Genomic DNA, 21,176 nt, shown 5'->3' with positions numbered 1-21,176 from the left:
TGTATTAGAGGATTAAAGAACTAATTGAAAATCTTTTGTGGCTTCTATGAACTTGTCCATGTCCTCGAAAAGCTTCTTCGGGCTGACACGGGCATAGACTTGTGTCGTGGAAATGTCGGAGTGTCCCAGCATCCTGCTGATGGTCTCTATCGGCACACCCGCTTCAAGCGTAATCAGCGAGGCGAAGCTGTGCCTTGCCTGATGGTAGCACAAGTCATCCTTGATACCTGCCAGTGCCGCCAACGCTTTCATGTGCCGCCTGAGATTTGACCAGCGAAGCAAAGGGAACAGGGTATCTCTTTCCTCACTGTGATACTTCTCAATCAGCGCAATCGCTTCCGGTAACAGTTTTACGCTGGCACGAAGTTCGTTTTTCTTTCTTCGGTACTTCAACCATAAAGCCCCGTCCTCATCCGTACATAGGTTCTCATGGGTAATCGAGACAACATCCGCATAACAGACCCCGGTGTAACACCCGAAGAGAAACATATCCCTTGCCAGCATATGGGATTTGCGGTAAGCAGGTATTTCCACATCACGGATTTTCTCGAACGATTCACGGCTCAATGCCCGTGGTGTCGTTTCCGTCTTCTTCGGCAAGGTAAAATGCTGGAAGTGGATTCTGTCGGCATACCCCTCCTTATACGCCAGACGGCATATCTTTTTCAGGATGGCAAGATGATGGCGGACGGTATCAATCGCATAACCCTTATTGCCAGTGGCAAATGCCTGATAGTCGTGGATGAACTGTTCTGTCAGCTGACCGAAAGCCAAATCCCTGACTTTGTACCGATGCTCTATGAACTCTCCGAGTGTCAGGCGCATATAGTGGTAGCCAGGATAAGTACCTTTCGCCCTGTCTATGCCGATACGGGCTTTGAGGTTGTTACAGACAACGTCCGTCATTTTCATGAGGGTCATCTGCGTTTCCATGCTGCCTTGAAAAAGGTCTTTCACATCGGCGGCGTCAAAATCAATCTTGCGGTTCACAAGGCTGTCAAAGGCATTGCTTACCGCTAACAGTAACTTTTCAATCTTGGCATTGGTTTCTACAGCCTCCCTGCTCTTGCCGTTCAGACGGCTCTCACGGGGATTCCACAGTTCCGGCGTGCATGACAGCTTGCAACTGAATTGCGCCATACTCCGGTTCACGGTGATTCTTCCCATTATCGGGGCTTTGCCCGACTTGTCCGGTCCGCTCTTTTTAAGGTAGAGCAACACCTTGAATTTTTCTACTTTCATAACGCTTATACTTTTTAGTGCAAAATTACTTGCCATATAAGCGTTCCTTGATATGCAAAATACTGTGTATGAGTGCAAACAAAACGGTGAGGACTTCATTTTACTTCATTCCGTTACCGACATCCGTTTCGGTAACTACCCGGCTAACGGTTTGGTAACTGAACAACCTCAATATTCCGTTGCCGTTTGCATTTTCCCTACTTGGCAGAATACTGAAACATCGTTCATTTCAAACGACTTACGTTCAAACTTCACCTGCATGTTTTTCCTTGCATAGCCTATCACATTCCATTGTGCCCGACATTCGTTTGCCGTGAACATTCTGAATAATGGAGCAAATATCAAAACCGTAGCCAGCCTTTTAGGGCATAGCGGATTGAAGCATACGGAGAAGTACACCCGTGCGGTGGATAAATTGAAAGAGGAAGCAATAAACAGCTTACCCGAACTAAAGTTTTAACCATAAAAGACTTATCTTTGTAACTATGAACTTTGAAGCATTAGTAAAACATATCAGCACGATACAGAACACGTTGCAGGCACAAGCCGCACACGCTGTAAACCTTGCCCTTACTTCCCGTAACTGGCTTATGGGGTGCTATATCGTAGAATTTGAGCAGAACGGAGAAGACCGTGCCGCCTACGGTGAACAACTGTTGAAGAAGCTGGAACAACAACTGAAAACAAAAGGTCTGAATGAACGTAGATTCCGTGAATTTAGGCGGTTGTACCTTGTTTATCCACAACTAAAAGAACCTGTTACACAATATATTGCATCACAAATTCAAATTCGGCAGTCATTGACCGCCGAATTCACAGAACCAATTCGGCGGTTAGTGACCGCCGAATCTGAAAATGGCGTTTGGAAACTATCAACAAAATACCCACAAACCGAAACATGGATGATTCCGGCTGATAGATTATTCAACAAATTATCTTCCACCCATTTAAACACTATATCGGGAATTGAGAACCCGGTAAAACGTGCTTTCTATGAAATGGAAACCATTCGTGGCTGCTGGTCTGTAAAGGAGTTGGAGCGACAAATCGCATCTTTATATTACGAACGTAGCGGACTATCCAAAAACAAAGAAGCCCTCTCCGCTTTAGTCCAGCAACAAGCAACCTTATTACAACCTAAAGATGTTATCAATACCCCTGTTACTTTGGAGTTCTTAGGGTTGAATGAACGTGCATTGGTGACAGAAACTGATTTGGAACAAGCCATTCTTGACAACCTGCAACACTTCCTGTTAGAAATGGGACATGGCTTCTGCTTTGAAGCCCGGCAAAAACGCATCTTGATTGATGAAGATTATTTCTTTGCCGACCTTGTGTTCTATCACCGTATTTTGAAATGTCATGTTATTGTGGAATTAAAGATAGACAAGTTCCGCCATGAATATGCTTCACAGTTAAATATGTACCTCAACTACTTTAAAGCAGAAGTGATGCAGTCGGATGATAATCCGCCTATCGGCATTTTGCTCTGCACCGAAAAGGGAGATACATTAGTTAAATATGCCACTGCCGGATTAGACCCGAATATCTTTGTACAGAAGTACATGATAGAACTTCCAACCGAGGAAGAAATAAAAGAGTTCATTTCTTCCTCAAACTATTAAGGATAAATCAAGACTGAAAAAGATTGCTAAAAACGATACTGGCGAAAAAGGTAATACTATTTCTTTTTTCGCCAGCACACGTATTTTGCTGTCAATAGAAATAGGTTTAGTTCGTTTTGGCTATATAGACAAAGGGATAAACTAAACGTAGTTTAGCACCACCTATTTCTTTTGCCTATATCACATATCCACATCGTGGTTCTCTTTTCATCCCACCTTGCTAAAAATAGTCAAATTCCTTTTTAAACTATGAATGCAACAATATTATCCCTTTCTGTTTTCGTATTTTTGTAGAAAGAGCAAAAACATTGATAATGGATAATATAATAAGAAAGATACAAGAACTCTATCCTGTTTCGCATGATTCATTGCACCTGCTAAAGTACTGTTTCAAACAACAGACTTTTCCGGCTAAAACTATCATCATACAAGCTGGTCGTTTTGACAATCAGGTTTATTTTATAGAAAAAGGTATAACACGTTCATATATCCTGCATAATGGAAAAGAAATAACAACATGGTTTTCTATGGAAGGCGATGCGACTTGTGGTTCATGGGATTTATATCGGCACAAAGCAGGATTTGAATATGTAGAAACCTTAGAAGAAACTTTAACCTACTCCATTTCTATAGACAAGTTGAATGATTTATATAAATCCCGTATTGACATTGCCAATTGGATGAGAGTGTTACAGCAAGAAAATTTTCTACTCTTACAGGACATTCATATTTCCCGGCTGAACTTGTCTGCCCAAGAACGTTATGAAAAGTTGATAAAAGAATATCCCAGCATTTTCCACCGAGTGACTTTAGGACATATTGCCTCTTTTTTAGGAATAACACAACCTTCTCTTAGCAGAATCCGGTCAAGCCGATGATTTTTTAACATAGGACAAAAATAAAGAATTTCATTTTCCATACCTTTGTAAATCAATATAACGATACTAACATTCACTATATGAATAAAATAGTACAACCACAATGGCTTGAATGGGCAAAAGAACTACAATTCATTGCCCAAGGGGGATTGACATACTCCAAAGATGTATTTGATATAGAACGCTTTGAACGCATTAGAGAAATTGCAGCAGAAATGCTTAGTCTGCAAAGTGAAATACCCATAGAAAAAGTAAAGAATCTGTTTTGCAATGAAACAGGATTTCAAACTCCTAAATTAGATACACGAGCTGCTATATTCAAAGATGATAAAATACTGCTTGTGAAAGAGAAAAATGGAACTTGGTCTTTGCCCGGTGGTTGGGTCGATATAAATCAGAGTATCAAGACTAATACAGAAAAAGAAGTAAAAGAAGAAGCAGGATTAAATGTAAAAGCTATCCGGATAATAGCTATACAAGATAGAAATTTGCATAATATTCCCCCCTATGCCTACAATGTTTGTAAAGTTTTTGTTCTTTGTGAGATTGAAAGCGGATATTTCCGACCCAATATTGAAACGGATGAGAGTGCCTATTTCGGATTGGAAGAATTACCTATTCTTGCAAAAGAGAAAAATAACGAAGAACAAATTAAAATGTGCTTTTCAGCTTACTACGATAGAAACTGGCAAGTATTATTTGACTAATAAATCAACACATGAAATATAAACATATCGTATTCGACATAGACGGTACATTGATAGATACGGAATATGCAGTCATCAACTCTTTAATAAAAACAATTACAGAAATAACAGGAAGCGCACCTCAATATGAAAGTCTGAAATTTGCTTTAGGCATTACCGGAAGAAATGCGTTGGAATTACTCAAAATACCCGACATAGAAGATGCATTGAAACGATGGGATAGGAATATGAAATTGCTCCAGCACACTATTCAACCTTTTCAAGGTATCAAAGAATGCTTGCAATCCCTTTTATCAAGAGGCTATATTTTAGGCATTGTAACCTCCAAAACATATCAAGAATATTATTCTGATTTTGAGCCATTAGGGTTAGCGGACTATTTTTCCACAATTGTATGTGCCGATGATACTGATGAACATAAGCCCCAAGCAGCACCCTTAGTAGCATATTTGGCTAAAGCCCATGTAAGCCCCGAAAACGCTCTCTATATTGGTGATAGTATTTATGATATTCAATGTGCTAACAATGCCGGTGTTGATTCCGGATTGGTTTTATGGAGCAATAATGTATCTAATCCTATACGTGCAGACTATTATTTTAAGACACCTAATGATATAAGTAAAATTCTATAAAAGACGAACTAACTAATTATGAAATTAAAAATATTAATAGATGAAAGCATTATTACAACAGAGTTTTTTTCGATTACTATCGGAATACTCACAGCGCAAAGTTTCTGCATCTGAACTAACAAAAGCTGTTGAAGAATTAGCTATCCATGTAGCCAATTTCAGTATTAACGAGCAAGATTATAGTGTATTACTCCGCTATTTTTCTTTTGGTTTATATCGTCTTAAGTCATACCGTGTACGGTTTGAGCAAGAAAAAAATGCCCTATTTGCATCTAATTGATGAAGCGATAGGACTTTTAAACACAGAAATACGCCTTATTGAATGGCGCATCAAATACCCGGAACAACTCAAACAGCGGATTGAAAAACAAAGCCTTTCCCCTCTCTATCTCGCTGACAAAACAGCCCTTATCAACATCATGGAAATGGTAAGCGGTCTGTTCCTCTCCAAAGACATTGTTTATCAGAACGGCAAACCTGCCTATTTGGTAGATTTATCCAAAGGTTTTGAATGGTTGTTTAACATCAAGATAAGCGACTGTCACCAAAAGCATGAGGACGTGATAAAACGAAAGCCGGGCAAACTCACAGAATTTCTTAATGGACTGGCAGACCTTATCCGAAAGGAACATGACAAAAAAGGATATAGATAATCAGCGCTTTATGATTTATTTATAATGGATTCCATGTGCGCCCCCGTAATTTTCTTGCATTCTTTTTCTGAATTTTGCTTCATCAATTCACAAAAGGTATAATCTGAAATATGAAGTAATTATGTATATAGAGAATGATAAATTTGGCGAATGGATGCAGAAGTTGTACGCCAAACTGGAAGAACTCTGCAAAGATGTACGGGTGTTGCGTAACGCCGATAAGGTGCTGCCCGAAGATGATAACCTGTTGGATAATCAAGATTTGTGTCTGTTGTTCAAAGTAAGTATCAAAACCCTTCAACGTTACCGGGCTATCGGTGTGCTGCCGTACTTCACAATCAGCGGAAAAGTGTATTACAAGGCTTCCGATGTCCGAGAGTTTATTAAAGAAAGGTTCAGCATTACCACGCTACGCCAGTTCGAGAAAGAACACTGCACGAAGAAAAAGAAGTGAATTAAAACAGCCGAAACGGTGAATGTGCTTCATCCGTTCCGGCTTTCTCTGTTTATGGCTTACCCAACTTATCGGCTTCTTTCTTTAGTTGCTCGGCTTGTTCGTTCAACAGCCTTGCACGTTCCAGTGCTTCCGCCTGCTTTTGGATGCGGTATTCAAAATCTATCACTGAATCGGTCAGACTTCGGATAAAACCGTTATCCCGTTGCCACTTGAACTTGTTTTCCAGCATATCAAAAGTTTCCCCGTCTGCCTGTCCTTGCATCAGCAAATAGCGGTATTTCATATCGTTGTCCTGCAACTGCTGCATACGTTCAGCCAAACGGACATTCAAGAATATGGAAGCGAAACAGATAACCAGCACTGCCGAAAAAAGAAACAATCCCGGACGAATCCAAGAAGCTACCTTGTTGTAAATCCGTTGATAGAGCGGTAAGGGCGTAGCTTCCTCTTTATCCGTCTTGCAAGAACCCAAAGCATCAATCATTACCTTGAAACAACGGTAGGTTTCCAATACTATTTTCTTGGTGTCCTCGATATGTTTCTGCTGACCTTGCATCCTGTTCCTTATCTCGTCAAGCTGGCTTTGGATAGCCTGCAAATCCTTTTCGGGAACAGCCGGGTTACTATGCAGTTCCGACAATGCCTGTTCGATTGCGTTCAGTCTTTCGAGAGTTTCCTCCCGACTGGCTGGCGTCACCTGTGTTTCCTGCTTCTCTTTCAGTTCTGTAACCATTGAGAGAAGCCCCTCTAAAATCAAATTTTCCTCCATGCTTTTACAGTTTAAGTTGTTTTTTCTTTTTCTTCTTCTTTCTCAAAAAGGAATCATCGGGCATTTCATCAGCCGGGGCTGACAAACCGGAAAACAGACTGCTTAAACCTGCAATAAAAGAATTATCCGCTTTGTCGGATGCTGATACTGATTTCTGAACAGGTGCGGTAACCGTCTGCTTATTGCTTCCGACTGTCGCCTGCCCTACATCCCCAAAACATTTATCCAGTTTGGAGAAACTGAAATTACGGTCTATCTCCGAACCCTTGAACGTGTATTCGCCTTTGGAAAAGGAAACGCCCTGTATCTCGCCCGTCTGCCCCTTATACTTGAACAGGATAGTAATACCCTTTTCCGCTAACCGTTCCTGTAACTGCTGCCAGTTCTTGGACTTTCCGATTTCATTCTTTACAGCGTTGTAAATCTCGTATTTCGATTTGTCCGGCTCTTTCAAGCGGTGCTGCTTTACTTGTTCTTTTCCACCAGCGAAATAAAGCCCGTGTTTGGCTTTCAGCTTCTTGCATACTTGTTCGTTACGGTACATATCGTTCCTGTCCGAAATAGTCTTGCCGCTGTTGTCTATACGGTTGAACACGATATGCACGTGCGGATGCTCCCGGTCTTGATGGCGCACGATGATATACTGCGTATCGGTAATTTTCATTTCACGCATATATTCCTGCGCAAGCTGTATCATCTTCTCGTCTGTCAATTTGGGTGCATCCACTGCCGAATAGCTTAACGCAATATGTCCGACTGGCTTTTTCAAGTCGGGATTCATCCCGGTCTGCATACAGAAGCTGCGGATTATATCTCCCTGACTTTCTGTCAGTACCCCGTCCGCATGGAGCAAAGCCGCCTGTTCCTTGTCCAACACATAGTTTACGCAGCCCTTAAACCCGCTTCCCTTTTTTATTTTTCCAATCATCCGACAACTGGTTTATAATTTCGACAATCCTGTTTTTCAGTTTCACCAGTTCCACCGCCACCAGTGCGAAACCTCCGGCATTTGCCCGGTGTGCCAGTTGGTTGATGTTGTTGGCTTCCCCTGCCAGCTTGCGGATGGTGTCCGCATCCTGCCTATTCAGCCGGGGTATGACCTCTGCCGAAACAACTGCCTGCCGGACATACTCACTGACACGCAACCCGGCTTCTCCGGCTCTCTTTCTGATGGCGTAATACTGCAACTCGGTCAGTTTCGTACTGACAACCCGTTGCTGCTTCTCTATCCGTTTCTTTGCCGGACGTCCCCCCGGCTTATCCTTTATATTCGTCATAGGTTTTTACGTTTAAATGGTGTCTTAAAAATTGCGACCAACGGGAGAAATTTTCTTTGTGATGAGCAAAGCAAGGTAGTTTCGGTTTACCGAAACATAACCTTGCTCTCCAAATTAAACCGCCTGCCGTTGGTAATCCTGCCGGACTAAATCCCCCTGCCCCTTTTCTGTCTTGGGGCGGCACGTTGTCCGGTTTCCTGCTTTATCTCCTGTACTTGGCTGGTGCTGTTCTTCTGTTCCTGCTTCTTGCCGCACAGGTAATCGTTCAAGTCTGAATAGCCCCTATAATTGTCCGAGAAGTCACGCACATGGTAGGAGTATTCCAATGCAATAGCCTGTGTAGCCTGAAACCCCGTCTCGTCATTGTCAAGCATACAGTGGATGCGTTCATATGGGTACAGCACGTCAATGGCTTTCGGCACGTTGACAGTAGAGTTGAGTATGACATAATCCTGTCTGTCAAGGTCGGGCATGGTCGGACAGTTCTTCATCCGGAGCGTGAGGAAAGAAAGATAATCCATAAAACCCTCGAATACCAAACATTTCTCTCTCAGCTCTCCCTGCTGCCGTATATGGGTGATGTCTTTCGGGGCGATGCAGCCTTTGAAAAAGGAATTGCGAACCTCGTAACCTCCTGCCATATTCGGGAAACCGATAGCAAAGAACGGTCTGCCGTTATTGGTAAAATGGAGTTCCTTACATTCTCTTTTTGCCAGTTCGATATTGATACCCCGCCCCTGCAAGTAACGGAGCAATGCCGGATGGGTCAAGTCACGGACTTCCAAATGTTGGAAACTCGGTTCTGTCCTACGCTGGGGAAAAGAAAAACTGACCGGGCGGACGTGCGGTGTCTGTTCCGCTATCCGGTTTAAAAGGTATGGCAGGCTGCCGGAGCAATAGAGTTCCTTTGCCAGTGCAATAATGTTGCCGCCCTTGCCTGCTCCAAAGTCATACCAAAGATTGCGGTCAGTGTTCACCTTGAAAGACGGTTCGTGTTCCTCCCTTAACGGTGATTTGTACCATAAGCCGTTGCCCTGCTGCTTGACAGGAGAGTAACCTAAACTGTGCAGATAGTCTGCGATGGGTATTTGTTTCACATCTTCGATGTTCATAACATTTTCTTTTTTGGGGATTAAAAAATAGTTGAAAAGTGCGCCAGTCCTGTTTAGTCCGTTATATATATACCCGTACCATACTAAACCTGCTTGTTCCGAAACAGGGAAATAGTAAGTCCGTTCCTCTTATATATACACCCGGACTAAACCAAACTGACTTTTAATAATGGAAATCGGGATTATATCGGTAGCCCTTGCCCTCTTTCACAATCATGCGCTTGTTCACAAGAAACTTGTTAAGTGACACAAGGACATTGCGTCCACGCTCGTAGCCGATACTCGCATAACCCTGCTTCAATGCCGCTATGACATTGGAATAGCCTTGTACCACCTGCTTGCCGAAACCGTTCTCCAACGCTTCCCGGTGTTGCTGTTCAGTCAGTTCCGTAAGCGGAAAATTCCTGTCTTGCTTAGGTTGTTGGAATACATAATCATCCACGATTTCGGGCAAAGCGTTGTCATTGATACGAAATGCGAACGGGTCAAATTCCCGGTCACGTATGTGCATCGCCTTTACCTCGCTTATGTTGCCGTCCTGCTGGCTTTTCGTGATTTGCAGGACGGTTTCAGCCTTGTTGTTCAGCTCCGTACCAATATGTCCCCTTGTGTTGTCATCCCCCTTGTTCAAATGCAGTACAGTATGGATATGCAGGTTATATCCGCTTGACCAGCGCATCAAGAGGTTGATTAGGTCAGTCGATTCACTGGGGCTGTTGATGTCATACATCAAGTCACGGATTCCGTCAATAATGAGTAACCCCACATCGGGCATATTTTCAAGCATATAGCCGATAATCTGTTTCCGCTTGTCGGGTGTCTGCTCCCTTAGCACGATGAAAACAAAATCGTCTCTGTCCTTGTCGGTAGGCAGTCCGGCAAGTCGTAAAATACGCTCCATGACCTTGTGGCAATGGTATTTACTCTGCTCTGTATCGACATAGAGGATTTTCCGTTTGTTCGGTGGCAAGTATGCCGAATACTTCAGTACTTCGTCATTCTTCAACGCTGCCGCAACGATAGCGGAAATGTTGAATGTCTTTTTGCTCTTGGCTTTACCCGTGGATGCACTGAAATTACCCAGCGTGCCAATGGTAGAGCCGTTCACCCAGAGTATTTCGGGCGGTACTTCGTAAGTGTCCGTCACCTTTAGATGAATGGTTTTCCAAAGAACTGCGAAATCCTCTTTCTGCATAGTGACGTCCTGCCCAGCTTCTGTCGCTTTTCTATTTTCCATAACCGTTATTTCTTTAGAGGACGGTTAAGGATATATTTCTGCGCTTCCTGCTCTATCTGTGCCTGCGTCTTGACCGGGTTCTGACGCAACCATGCTTCCAACTCCGCTTTCTCAAAATAAAGCATTTTGCCCTGCGGCTTGTAATGGGGTATCAAGTTACCCGAAGTCAACTTGTACAGGTAACTTTTAGAAAGGTTCAAGAACCTGCTCGCTTCATCGAAGCTAAGCACATTCTTTGAAAGGAACACTAATTTTTCGAGTTCTGAAACTCTTAACTCTAAATCTCTTTCCATATTGTTTAGGAATTTAGGTGAAACAATATGAAGGTGCGCACCCTCGTTTTTTTTGTTAACGGGGGCAAAGTTAAGAGGTTGAAAATGAAGTCTAATTGACCTTTGTTTGAGCGTTCAATCTATGCTCAACCTTTTTTCAGTTGTTTGATGTACTTGTCTATGATTTCATATCCTTTCGGATAGATGTTTTTTGCTTGGTCTGTTGCACTGGATAAGTCAGTACGTGTAAGTGGTTCTCCTTTTATCTTTCCTAATATCAGCTTGTTATTTGCTATGACAGACTGCCATTCATAAACAATGTAATTATAGCAGCCAAGCTGCATCATAAGATAGGCTAACAGACGGGTATTATTAACTTTCAATACCCCATTCAGTTTGCAGTTGAAAAAATCGGTAAGTATTTTGGCACTGACGGTAGTAGTAAACATATTCGCTTCATTCACACAGTCGGTCAGAAGTTTGATTTCATTGGCTTTCAACGTGGACTTGAAAGGATTGCTTTTGCCCACAATCTTGGTTGGATTAGTATCTGCACTTTCCTCTTTCTCTTTTGGCAAGACTTGCTCTTGGATGGCAACCGCATCTGTATGGTAATTGCTTTCCTGTTCTTGCAGATAGCGCAAATACTTGGAAAGCACGACAAGATTAACGATAATGGACAAATAGGGAAGCCGCCCATCATAACAGGACGGTTCATGCAAATATGCGTCCATATCAAAATCAGAGCAGCGGAAACCGATATACTTTTTTCTTTCATCAGAATTCAAGTCCTCAAAATAACCGCTTTCCCACAAAAAATCGGGAATATCCATATCCAATACAATGTTACGCACGACACGGTATTTTTGTTGGATGGCTACAATATTTTCAGTCACACGGAAAATTTCTTGCCGCAAATAATCCTTTAGCTGAGCTTGCGTCAAATATTCACGTTTTAAAAATAGTGCATCTACTTTAGTTTTATAGTCATGAGCTATACAACTATCTAATATCTTCTGTATTTCTCTGAAATTGTTTTCCATATGATTTTCCATAATCGTGCGCCTTTAAACGTTCTTACTACAAATATAAGGTAAGAATCTCACTTTTCCCGAAAACATCGGCAATAATAAGGTAGATAAAGATAGGATAAGCGTTAAGAAATCATAAAGATATGGGGAAGAAAACTATTAAAGTACACCTTTTCTTTGTATTCGTCATTCAGTACACATTTAGTACGCCCTATAAAAGCAGAAAACCCTGACAATCAGGTGATTATCAGGGTTTATTCGTACCCAGAGCCGGGATCGAACCGGCATGGAAGTGAATCCACTGGTGTTTGAGACCAGCGCGTCTACCAATTCCGCCATCTGGGCATTTGTTGTTTTCAAATGCGATGCAAAGGTAGATATATTTTTGAATCTCACAAACGATTCATTGTTTTTTTTCAAATATTGTGTGAGGGAAGAATAAATAATAGATTATTTCGTTAGTTTTGTAGTTGATGTGAAATTAATAATAACTATATCATGAAAGATAATTATTGCGTTATCATGGGGGGAGGAATTGGAAGTCGTTTCTGGCCGTTTAGCAGAGAGAGTTATCCAAAGCAATTCCTTGACTTCTTTGGTACCGGACGATCATTATTACAAATGACTTTCGATCGTTTCGCCAAAATTATTCCAGTCGAGAACATTTATATTGTTACCAATGAGTTGTATGCCAAACTAATTAAGGAACAATTGCCCGAGTTAAAAGATAGCCAGATTCTGCTTGAGCCTACACGCCGTAATACGGCACCATGTATTGCTTATGCGGCTTATCATATAAAAGCTTGTAATCCGAATGCTAATATTGTAGTGGCTCCATCGGACCATCTTATTTTAAAAGAAGACGTCTTTTTGCGCGATGTGCAAAAGGGATTGGATTTTGTAAAAGAGAATAATTCTTTGGTGACATTGGGTATTAAACCGAGCCGCCCGGAGACTGCTTATGGTTATATACAACAGAGCAATGATATGATGTTAGGCGGTTTTACAAAAGTGAAGACTTTTACGGAGAAACCTAATTTGGAATTGGCAAAAGTATTCTATGAAAGTGGTGAATTTTTCTGGAACTCCGGCTTATTTGTTTGGAATGTAAATACAATAATATCCGCTTTTGAGAACTTCTTGCCGGATATAAGTGCCCGTTTCGATTTGGGTAAAGACCAATTTAATACTGATAAAGAGCGTGATTTCATACATGAGCATTTCCCATATTGTCCGAATATCTCTATAGATTACGGAATTATGGAAAAAGCAGATAATGTATATATGCTCTGTGCGGATTTTGGATGGGCAGACTTGGGAACTTGGGGCTCTTTGTTCGACATCGCACATAAGGACGAAAACAATAATGCTGTCCTGAAAAATAATAGGGCAATGCTATATGAAAGCAAAAATAACGTAATTGCTCTTGAAGATCCGAAACGCTTGGCAGTGGTACAAGGTATCAATGATTGCATTGTAGCAGAATCGGGAAATGTGTTACTTATCTGTAAAAAGGATGATGAGCAGCGTATCAAACAATATGTTGCAGATGCCCAAATGAAATACGGAAAGGAATTTAATTAAAGTATATATCTTTTGAATATAGAAGTCCCGTCTTAACATTTCAAAGGTCAGCTCTTTTGAAGTGTTAAGACGGGACTTTTAGTTTCAAAAGTCAGCTCTTTTTAAGTCTTTAATTTGTTCTATTAGAAAGGAGACAATATGAAAAATATTTCTATAATTGTAATTGTATTGATTGGCAGTCTTACGATTGCTAATATGTTTGGTTTTACGAATAATTTAAATGCGCAGGAGACAAAGAATATGAAAGATATGAAGGAAATATATTTTGCCGGTGGCTGTTTCTGGGGAACAGAACATTTTATGAAACAAATAAACGGAGTAATTACTACGCAAGTTGGATATGCTAATGGCAATATTCCCAACCCAACGTATCAGCAAGTGTGTATGGATGATACCGGTTTTGCAGAGACTGTGAAAGTTACGTATGACCCACAGCAGGTTGACTTGAAGCTATTACTAGAGCTTTATTTTAAGACAATTGATCCGACAAGTATGAATCGCCAAGGTGGAGATCAGGGAACACAATACAGAACAGGAATTTATTATAAAGATGAATCAGATCTTATTATCATTCAAACAGCTGTTGAATCTTTGGCTAAGAAATACTTAAAACCGATTGTTATAGAAATCAAACCATTGGAAAACTTCTATCCGGCAGAAGATTACCATCAGGATTATTTGGATAAGAATCCCGGCGGTTATTGCCATATTAATCCCGAACTCTTTGAGCTTGCCCGTACAGCCAATGCCTCAACTGCATATAAGAAACCGGATGATGCGACTTTGCGTAAGAAACTGACAGATGAGCAATACGCCGTTACTCAGGAAAATGCAACAGAGCTTCCCTTTCATAATGAGTATTGGGATGAATTCAGGGAAGGTATTTATGTCGATATTACGACCGGCGAGCCATTGTTCGTGTCGACTGATAAATTTGAGTCCGGTTGTGGATGGCCCAGCTTTTCCAAGCCGATTAAAGAAGAATTGATAAAAGGAAATTTGGATACATCGCATGGAATGACTCGTATGGGAGTTCGTAGTAAGATAGGGGATGCACATTTGGGACATGTATTTACAGACGGACCTACGGAAAAAGGAGGATTACGTTATTGTATTAATAGCGCTTCCTTGCGTTTTATCCCGAAAGAAAAAATGAAAGAGGAAGGTTATTCGGATTATCTTTATTTGTTGGATAAGTAGTTAAGCGGTTTGCAGCCACTTTTTGCCTAGATAGCGTACAGGATACCAGGCGGCCAGTAAGCCTATTGTTAATACTGTGAAGAATACGGTAGCAATATCGTTTATTTCAATACGGACAGGATAAGCATCTATAATAAAAGCTCCGGCAGTCTGGCCTAACTTTATTAATCCCAATTCTTGTTGTAGCAGACAAAGGATTACTCCTACAGCAATACCTATCAAAGCACCGAAGCCGGAAATCATCCAGCCTTCAAATAAAAATATCCGGCGGATCAGTTTATTGTCTGCGCCCATATTGCGAAGTGTGCGAACATCATCATGCTTTTCTATCATCAACATAGAAAGTGAACCGACTACATTAAATAAGGCAATTGTAAGGATAAAACTCAAGATAAGGAATGTCATCCATTTTTCTACTTGCATCATTTTGAAAGAGGCTTCCTGTTGTTCAAAACGATCTTGTACGAGGAATTTGTCTCCCAGAATCTCTTTGATCTGTTTTTTTACGGTTGTCAGGTTGGCTTTCTCCGTTAGTTTCAACTCTATTGCAGTCACTTCATTATCATAATGGAATAGTTTACGCGCCAGATCGAGCGGGACAATCATCATGCTTTCATCATACATCTGCTGATTAATGCAGAATACTCCGCCTATATAAGCATATTCTACATTGAAAGAAGTAGCCGGATTAGACATGTTGACTTTCTCATTACGTTTGGGCGCATATATTTCCATCGGGGAGACAAACCCTGCATTGATTCCTAATTTGGAGGCTAATCCGATGCCCAATGTTCCATAGTCTACAACGTCTTCACGTAGAGCAAAACGGCCGTCTATCAAAACGCTGTCTATTTGTGTAAGCTCCTCGAACTTATTGTCTACACCCTTTAGAGTGGCAACATCCTGACGGTCGCGATAACGAATCAATGCGTTGTCTTGCAGCACTTCGCTAAATACGGCAATCTCCGGTAATTTTTTGACGGCTTGCATCTCCTGGCTGTCAGGATCGAACACTTTTCCTGTAGATGGAGTTATCTTTAGTTCCGGATCGAAATTACTGAATAGAGTAGAAACAAGATCGTTGAACCCGTTATATACCGAAAGCGCACATACCAGAGCAATGGTTGCAACCACAACTCCGCATACCGATACCATTGAAATGATATTGATAGCATTGTGCGATTTCTTCGAGAAGAGATACCTCTGGGCTATATAGAACGGGAAATTCAAGGTGGTTTTATTTACTTGTTCAGTAACTTATCAATATTTTCAATATAATCCAATGAATCGTCGATAAAGAAACTCAGTTCAGGAATTTTCCGCAATTGCTTTCCTGTACGTTGTCCCAAATCAAAACGGATTGCTTTTGTATTTGCCTGGATAGCTTCCATCAGTTCTTTCGATTTCTCGGAAGGGAAAATGCTCAGATAGGCACGTGCCACGCTTAAATCCGCACTTACACGCACTCTGCTGACGGATATTAATACTCCGTGCATAGCTTGTGTTTGCTTTTGGAATATATCGCTCAGTTCCTTTTGGATAAGGCGTTCTATTTTATTCAATCTTGTACTTTCCATAATCTCTATATTTTATTTTTTCCAAATCATTGTAAGACCGTCGCGTAAAGGTAAAATTACTTTTTCTACCCGGTCGTCATTCTTTATTTTCTCATTGAAAGCCAGAATGCCGATTGTTTGCTTATCCGACGGGTGTGGTTTTTCAAGCACCTTTCCATCCCATAGTGTATTATCAGCCAGAATCAATCCTCCGGGACGGACTTTAGGGAAAACCTGATCGTAATAATCCGAATACAAACGCTTATCGGCATCAATGAAAACCATATCAAACGTTTCATCCAATTGAGGAATAATATCCATCGCGTCACCGATATGCAGGCGTACTTTGTCTTTGTGGGGCGAACGATCCAGATACTTTAAGATGAAATCTTCCATTTCATCATTGATTTCCAGTGTATGGATCAAAGCATCGTCTTCTATTCCTTCCGCCATGCAAAGAGTGGCATAGCCTGTGTATGTGCCTATTTCAAGTATCCGATACGGACGAAGCATCCGGCAGAACATTTTCAGTATTCGCCCCTGCAAGTGTCCTGATAACATACGTGGACGGAGAAGGTTCACATTCGCATCCCGGTTTAAAGAGGAAAGTAGCGTTCCTTCTTCGTCTATATGAGATAATATGTACTCATCTATTGTCACGTCACGGAATTATTCTTATTCTTTAAAAGTAGGAAGCTGATAGTTTTTTCCGGCTTCCAATACTTTACCTACATTGTTGATTTCAAGGAATGTAGTTCCTCCTCCTTCTCCGAAACTTCCGCTCAGATAAGCAACCATGTCGTTGTTTGTGATACGTCCGCTTTTGATCAATTGATTTAGCGCGTCATAGAAATAACCACGACGACTGTCATTCCACGGTTGATAAACAGCCCAAACGCCATAAGACAATGCAAGCATACGCATCACGCGGGAATTATAACAAATAGCAAACACGGTAGAAGTTCCTCGAAATGCAGCCAGATAACGGGCGGTTCTTCCTGTGTGACTATCTGTAATGATTGCTTTAACATGCAGTTTGGATGAAGATTTCACAGCCTGTTTTGCCAGGAATGAAGTTATATCCAAATCGTTTCCTTCAATAGGAACGCGTATATCGTTTGCTGCTAATTTTGTCTTTTCTGCTTCACGGGCAACCTTTGTCATAGTCTGTACAGCTTCCAAAGGATATTTACCGTATGCTGTTTCCCCACTTAGCATTAACGCATCTGTACGATAATAAATAGCATTTGCAATATCCGTGACTTCGGCACGGGTAGGACGTGGATTGTTTATCATCGAGTGGAGCATTTGCGTAGCTACGATAACCGGTTTTTTGGCTTCCACGCATTTGCGGATTAAGGTTCGTTGAATACCCGGGATCTTTTCGGCAGGTACTTCTATCCCCAAATCACCACGGGCAATCATTATACCGTAGGCAACTTCCAGTATTTCTTCTATATTGTCAACACCTTCCTGGTTTTCAATTTTGGCGATAATTTTAATCGGGCTGTCGTATTCGTCCAGAATACGTTGAATATCCAAAACGTCTTGTTTATTCCGCACAAAAGAATGGGCAATGAAATCCAATTCATTACTGATAGCCCAATGGATATTCTTACGGTCTTTTTCTGTTAATGAGGGTAAGTTGATACGTACGCCCGGAACGTTTATGCTTTTACGGCTTCCTAATGTCGCATCATTACCTACTTCACAAACCAGGTAGTCCGGCTGCTTCTCTATAACTTTCAGTTCCAGATCTCCGTCATCAATCAGAATATCACTGCCTATAGTCAGGTCGGAAACGAAATTTTTGTATGATACATAAATACAATCGTGGGAAGTTTCTTTATCCGGGTCACCGATAATTTTAACATGTTCGCCGGTCGTAAATGGGATTGGTTCTTTTCCAACCGTAACTGTCGTACGGACTTCGGGCCCTTTTGTGTCCATCAGGATACCAATACGGTCTGAAACAGTACGGGTGTTATTAACTACACGACTTAAACCTTCTTCTGCCATGTGAGCTGTGTTGAGGCGCACAACATTCATTCCCGCCTTGTATAATGAATCGATAAAATCGACATCACAACGCTGATCGGAAATCGTAGCAACAATCTTTGTATGCTTTAACATATACCTTAAATTATAACCTTATTATTTACCTTTTATTTTTACTTCCCCAAAACCTCCCTTTCGGAAGGAATTTTATTTTCTCTCGGAAGAAATTTAAATTTCTCCCGAATGGAACCGTTTTTTCTTATAGGAAAGATTCAAGTGCTAACCTGTATGAATTTAATCCAAATCCGATGATAACACCTTTACAAGCGGCCGAAATCATAGAAACGTGGCGAAAGGATTCACGCGCATGTACATTTGAAATATGTACTTCAACCACTGGTGTCGTAACCGCTTTAATGGCATCATGCAAAGCAATGGAAGTGTGCGTGTAGGCACCGGCGTTTAAAATGATGCCGTCGTAATCGAAACCTACTTCATGAATCTTATTAATCATCTCTCCTTCTATATTGCTTTGAAAGTAAGCAATTTCATGTTGAGGATATTTTGTACGCAGTTCAGCCAGGTAGTCTTCAAATGAAGCGTTGCCATAGACCATTGGCTCGCGTTTGCCCAATAAGTTCAGGTTTGGGCCGTTGATGATTAGAATCTTCTTCATTTTATTTGTAAGTTTATTACCTTTGTACTGCCCTTACGGGTTGGAATTATCCGGCAAAGGTAGTGATTTTATTTGACACGTACATAACAACATACCGAACAATGCAACAACAAAAGGATATAATTAGCAAATATCAAATCTACCTCCGGTTGGAAAAATCCTTGTCTGCCAATTCTGTAGATGCTTATTTGACGGACCTTGATAAATTGCTTCGTTTTGCGGAAGATGAAGGATTGGATGTCAAAGACATCACGTATGAAAATTTACAACAGTTTGTTGCTCAACTTCATGACATAGGAATCCATCCCCGTTCGCAAGCTCGTATTATTTCGGGCGTTAAATCCTTCTACCGCTTTTTGTTATTGGATGATTATATAACAGCAGACCCGACTGAATTGTTGGAATCTCCAAAGATTGGGTTGAAATTGCCGGAAGTGCTAACTGTCAATGAAATAAACAATATATTAGATACGATAGATCTATCCTTGCCGGAAGGGCAACGTAACCGGGCGATGTTGGAGGTTTTATATAGCTGCGGATTACGTGTTTCCGAGTTAACATCTTTACGGTATTCGGATGTTTATTTTGATGAGGGCTTTATAAAAGTGGAAGGCAAAGGCAGCAAGCAACGGCTAGTGCCTATATCGGATACGGCTATCCAGGAAATCAGGAATTATTTGTATGACCGGAATTTAATTACGGTCAAGAAAGGGTATGAGGACATTTTATTCCTGAGCCGGCGTGGAACGGCGCTTTCGCGTATTATGGTTTTTCATATTATTAAGCAACAAACGGAAATGGCCGGCATACATAAGAATGTAAGTCCTCATACTTTCCGCCATTCATTTGCTACTCATTTGCTGGAAGGAGGAGCTAACCTGCGTGCCATTCAGGAAATGTTAGGACATGAAAAGATTACCACTACCGAAATTTACACACATATAGATCGGGAGTTTCTTCGTAAAGAAATATTGGAACATCACCCCAGAAGTAAACACAGAGAATGATTATTCATCCTCTGTTTCTTCATCATACTGTTGGAATAAAAAGTCGTTATATGGAAAGCGAGTGATATGAATCTGCTTTACACGTTCATATAACATGGTTTTTAATTCTTCAATGTTTGTGCGTTCTTTGGCGGAAATAAAGATGCAGTTGTCTTGCAGTTTGTTCATCCATGTTTGTTTCAGTTCGTCTAAATCAATATTCTCCCTGCTTCTTGGTGTTAGATCATCTTCCTCTTTGGGAACGAAGGTGAATGCGTCCACTTTGTTGAAAACCATAATCATTGGTTTTTCAGTCTTGTCTATTTCTGCCAGGGTTTTGTTTACTACTTCAATTTGCTCTTCAAACGTAGGATGCGAAATATCTACAATATGTACTAATAAATCGGCTTCACGGACTTCGTCTAATGTAGATTTAAAAGATTCTACCAGTTCGGTAGGTAATTTTCGGATAAAACCTACAGTATCAGATAGCAGGAAAGGGAGATTCTCAATAATAACCTTACGTACCGTTGTATCTAATGTAGCGAACAGTTTGTTTTCCGCAAAAACCTCACTCTTGCTTAAAAGATTCATCAGGGTTGATTTACCTACGTTGGTATAACCAACCAGTGCTACGCGAACCATCTTTCCCCGGTTTTTACGCTGAACGCTTTTTTGCTTGTCGATGTCAACTAAATCTCGTTTTAGTTTGGCAATCTTATCTAAGATGATACGTTTATCTGTCTCCAGCTGGGTTTCACCCGGACCGCGCATACCAACGCCTCCTCGTTGGCGTTCCAAGTGAGTCCACAAGCGGGTTAGTCGAGGTAGCATATATTTATACTGAGCCAATTCCACCTGCGTTTTTGCATGTGCAGTTTGTGCACGGCGGGCAAATATATCCAGAATCAGATTTGTTCTATCCAATATTTTTACCTGTAGCTCTTTCTCTATATTGCGTAGCTGTTTAGCCGAAAGCTCGTCGTCAAATATAACCAGACCTATCTCGTTTTCTACGACATATTCTTTTATCTCTTGTAATTTCCCTGTTCCTACGAAAGTCACGGGATTTGGATAGTCTAGCTTTTGCCAAAACTTCTTAACCGTTTCAGCACCGGCCGTATCAGCAAGAAATGCTAATTCGTCCAGATATTCTTTAACTTTTTGTTCGTTTTGTTCAGGGGTGATTAACCCGACTAAAACGGCCTTTTCTGTTTGTGCTTCAGATATGATAAATTCTTTCATGCGACAAAGATAATAAATTCAATAATTTGTATACATTTG

24 protein-coding genes, 1 tRNA gene and 1 pseudogene are annotated in these 21,176 nt (G+C 41.1%); 11 read left to right on the top strand and 15 right to left on the bottom strand.

Annotation, left to right across the window (positions count from 1 at the left end):
• Window positions 1-12: 12 nt before the first annotated feature.
• Window positions 13-1,242, bottom strand: a complete 1,230-nt coding sequence (locus C1721_RS03840) for a site-specific integrase (protein ID WP_102409223.1) — start codon at window positions 1,240-1,242, stop codon at window positions 13-15.
• 280 nt (window positions 1,243-1,522) lie between these two features.
• Between C1721_RS03840 and C1721_RS16255 the strand changes: the two are divergent.
• The 8 genes and pseudogenes from C1721_RS16255 to C1721_RS03800 form a co-directional block, all read left to right on the top strand.
• Window positions 1,523-1,702, top strand: a pseudogene (locus tag C1721_RS16255) (tyrosine-type recombinase/integrase); the annotation flags it as partial.
• Window positions 1,703-1,727: 25 nt separating this feature from the next.
• A complete protein-coding gene (locus C1721_RS03830) occupies window positions 1,728-2,867 on the top strand; it encodes a PDDEXK nuclease domain-containing protein (RefSeq protein ID WP_054960322.1) in 1,140 nt (379 codons plus the stop codon).
• A gap of 314 nt (window positions 2,868-3,181) precedes the next feature.
• Complete coding sequence (locus C1721_RS03825) at window positions 3,182-3,745, top strand: Crp/Fnr family transcriptional regulator (protein ID WP_054960321.1); 564 nt, start codon at window positions 3,182-3,184, stop codon at window positions 3,743-3,745.
• An 80-nt stretch (window positions 3,746-3,825) separates the two neighbouring features.
• Window positions 3,826-4,452, top strand: coding sequence for an NUDIX hydrolase N-terminal domain-containing protein (locus tag C1721_RS03820; RefSeq protein WP_008761990.1), 627 nt, complete (start codon window positions 3,826-3,828; stop codon window positions 4,450-4,452).
• An 11-nt stretch (window positions 4,453-4,463) separates the two neighbouring features.
• Entirely contained in the window at window positions 4,464-5,084 is a 621-nt protein-coding gene (locus C1721_RS03815; RefSeq protein ID WP_004323786.1) for an HAD family hydrolase, read from the top strand.
• Between the two features lie 40 nt (window positions 5,085-5,124).
• The gene (locus C1721_RS03810) at window positions 5,125-5,364 is read left to right on the top strand and encodes a hypothetical protein (RefSeq protein ID WP_004323787.1); all 240 of its coding nucleotides are present in this window, start codon (window positions 5,125-5,127) and stop codon (window positions 5,362-5,364) included.
• On the top strand, window positions 5,318-5,737 hold the full coding sequence (locus tag C1721_RS03805) for a hypothetical protein (RefSeq protein WP_008761989.1): 420 nt from the start codon (window positions 5,318-5,320) through the stop codon (window positions 5,735-5,737). Before C1721_RS03810 ends, C1721_RS03805 begins: the two co-directional genes overlap by 47 nt.
• A gap of 121 nt (window positions 5,738-5,858) precedes the next feature.
• Window positions 5,859-6,191: a helix-turn-helix domain-containing protein gene (locus C1721_RS03800; RefSeq protein ID WP_004323789.1), complete on the top strand. Its 333-nt coding sequence runs from the start codon at window positions 5,859-5,861 to the stop codon at window positions 6,189-6,191.
• A 52-nt stretch (window positions 6,192-6,243) separates the two neighbouring features.
• Here the strand turns inward: C1721_RS03800 and C1721_RS03795 are convergent, their stop codons facing one another.
• The 8 genes from C1721_RS03795 to C1721_RS03760 form a co-directional block, all read right to left on the bottom strand.
• The gene (locus C1721_RS03795) at window positions 6,244-6,963 is read right to left on the bottom strand and encodes a hypothetical protein (RefSeq protein WP_102407230.1); all 720 of its coding nucleotides are present in this window, start codon (window positions 6,961-6,963) and stop codon (window positions 6,244-6,246) included.
• A gap of 4 nt (window positions 6,964-6,967) precedes the next feature.
• A complete protein-coding gene (locus C1721_RS03790) occupies window positions 6,968-7,891 on the bottom strand; it encodes a relaxase/mobilization nuclease domain-containing protein (protein WP_102407229.1) in 924 nt (307 codons plus the stop codon).
• Window positions 7,857-8,240, bottom strand: a complete 384-nt coding sequence (locus C1721_RS03785) for a MobC family plasmid mobilization relaxosome protein (protein WP_004310825.1) — start codon at window positions 8,238-8,240, stop codon at window positions 7,857-7,859. Before C1721_RS03785 ends, C1721_RS03790 begins: the two co-directional genes overlap by 35 nt.
• Window positions 8,241-8,386: 146 nt before the next feature.
• Complete coding sequence (locus C1721_RS03780; RefSeq protein WP_008761985.1) at window positions 8,387-9,352, bottom strand: toprim domain-containing protein; 966 nt, start codon at window positions 9,350-9,352, stop codon at window positions 8,387-8,389.
• A gap of 163 nt (window positions 9,353-9,515) precedes the next feature.
• Window positions 9,516-10,589: an AAA family ATPase gene (locus tag C1721_RS03775; RefSeq protein WP_004323793.1), complete on the bottom strand. Its 1,074-nt coding sequence runs from the start codon at window positions 10,587-10,589 to the stop codon at window positions 9,516-9,518.
• 5 nt (window positions 10,590-10,594) lie between these two features.
• On the bottom strand, window positions 10,595-10,882 hold the full coding sequence (locus tag C1721_RS03770) for a helix-turn-helix domain-containing protein (protein ID WP_004323794.1): 288 nt from the start codon (window positions 10,880-10,882) through the stop codon (window positions 10,595-10,597).
• Between the two features lie 125 nt (window positions 10,883-11,007).
• Window positions 11,008-11,916 carry a hypothetical protein gene (locus tag C1721_RS03765; RefSeq protein ID WP_008761984.1) on the bottom strand — a complete coding sequence of 303 codons (909 nt, stop codon included), beginning with the start codon at window positions 11,914-11,916 and terminating at the stop codon, window positions 11,008-11,010.
• A gap of 237 nt (window positions 11,917-12,153) precedes the next feature.
• A tRNA-Leu gene (locus tag C1721_RS03760) sits at window positions 12,154-12,237 on the bottom strand.
• Between the two features lie 153 nt (window positions 12,238-12,390).
• Here C1721_RS03760 and C1721_RS03755 point away from each other — a divergent pair.
• Together C1721_RS03755 and msrB are read left to right on the top strand one after the other, a co-directional pair.
• Window positions 12,391-13,476 (top strand): mannose-1-phosphate guanylyltransferase, encoded by a 1,086-nt coding sequence (locus C1721_RS03755; protein WP_102407228.1) that lies wholly within the window; start codon window positions 12,391-12,393, stop codon window positions 13,474-13,476.
• A 138-nt stretch (window positions 13,477-13,614) separates the two neighbouring features.
• Window positions 13,615-14,676, top strand: a complete 1,062-nt coding sequence (gene msrB, locus C1721_RS03750) for a peptide-methionine (R)-S-oxide reductase MsrB (protein ID WP_102407227.1) — start codon at window positions 13,615-13,617, stop codon at window positions 14,674-14,676.
• On the opposite strand, the gene C1721_RS03745 is transcribed toward msrB, so the two are convergent.
• From C1721_RS03745 to aroQ, 5 genes are all read right to left on the bottom strand, one after another.
• Window positions 14,677-15,906, bottom strand: coding sequence for an FtsX-like permease family protein (locus C1721_RS03745; RefSeq protein WP_102407226.1), 1,230 nt, complete (start codon window positions 15,904-15,906; stop codon window positions 14,677-14,679).
• 11 nt (window positions 15,907-15,917) lie between these two features.
• The gene (rbfA, locus tag C1721_RS03740) at window positions 15,918-16,253 is read right to left on the bottom strand and encodes a 30S ribosome-binding factor RbfA (protein ID WP_102407225.1); all 336 of its coding nucleotides are present in this window, start codon (window positions 16,251-16,253) and stop codon (window positions 15,918-15,920) included.
• A gap of 12 nt (window positions 16,254-16,265) precedes the next feature.
• Window positions 16,266-16,892, bottom strand: a complete 627-nt coding sequence (locus C1721_RS03735; RefSeq protein WP_102407224.1) for an O-methyltransferase — start codon at window positions 16,890-16,892, stop codon at window positions 16,266-16,268.
• Window positions 16,893-16,907: 15 nt separating this feature from the next.
• Window positions 16,908-18,365, bottom strand: coding sequence for a pyruvate kinase (pyk, locus tag C1721_RS03730; RefSeq protein ID WP_102407223.1), 1,458 nt, complete (start codon window positions 18,363-18,365; stop codon window positions 16,908-16,910).
• Window positions 18,366-18,489: 124 nt separating this feature from the next.
• Entirely contained in the window at window positions 18,490-18,906 is a 417-nt protein-coding gene (gene aroQ / locus C1721_RS03725) for a type II 3-dehydroquinate dehydratase (protein ID WP_102407222.1), read from the bottom strand.
• Window positions 18,907-19,007: 101 nt separating this feature from the next.
• Here aroQ and xerD point away from each other — a divergent pair, with 101 nt between their 5' ends.
• A complete protein-coding gene (gene xerD, locus C1721_RS03720) occupies window positions 19,008-19,913 on the top strand; it encodes a site-specific tyrosine recombinase XerD (RefSeq protein ID WP_102407221.1) in 906 nt (301 codons plus the stop codon).
• Here the strand turns inward: xerD and hflX are convergent, their stop codons facing one another.
• Window positions 19,914-21,137 carry a GTPase HflX gene (gene hflX / locus C1721_RS03715; protein WP_102407220.1) on the bottom strand — a complete coding sequence of 408 codons (1,224 nt, stop codon included), beginning with the start codon at window positions 21,135-21,137 and terminating at the stop codon, window positions 19,914-19,916.
• Window positions 21,138-21,176 lie beyond the last annotated feature (39 nt).

This window comes from Parabacteroides bouchesdurhonensis (assembly GCF_900186615.1).
GTDB lineage: Bacteria > Bacteroidota > Bacteroidia > Bacteroidales > Tannerellaceae > Parabacteroides > Parabacteroides bouchesdurhonensis.
This window is presented reverse-complemented; position numbering and strand designations above follow the sequence as displayed.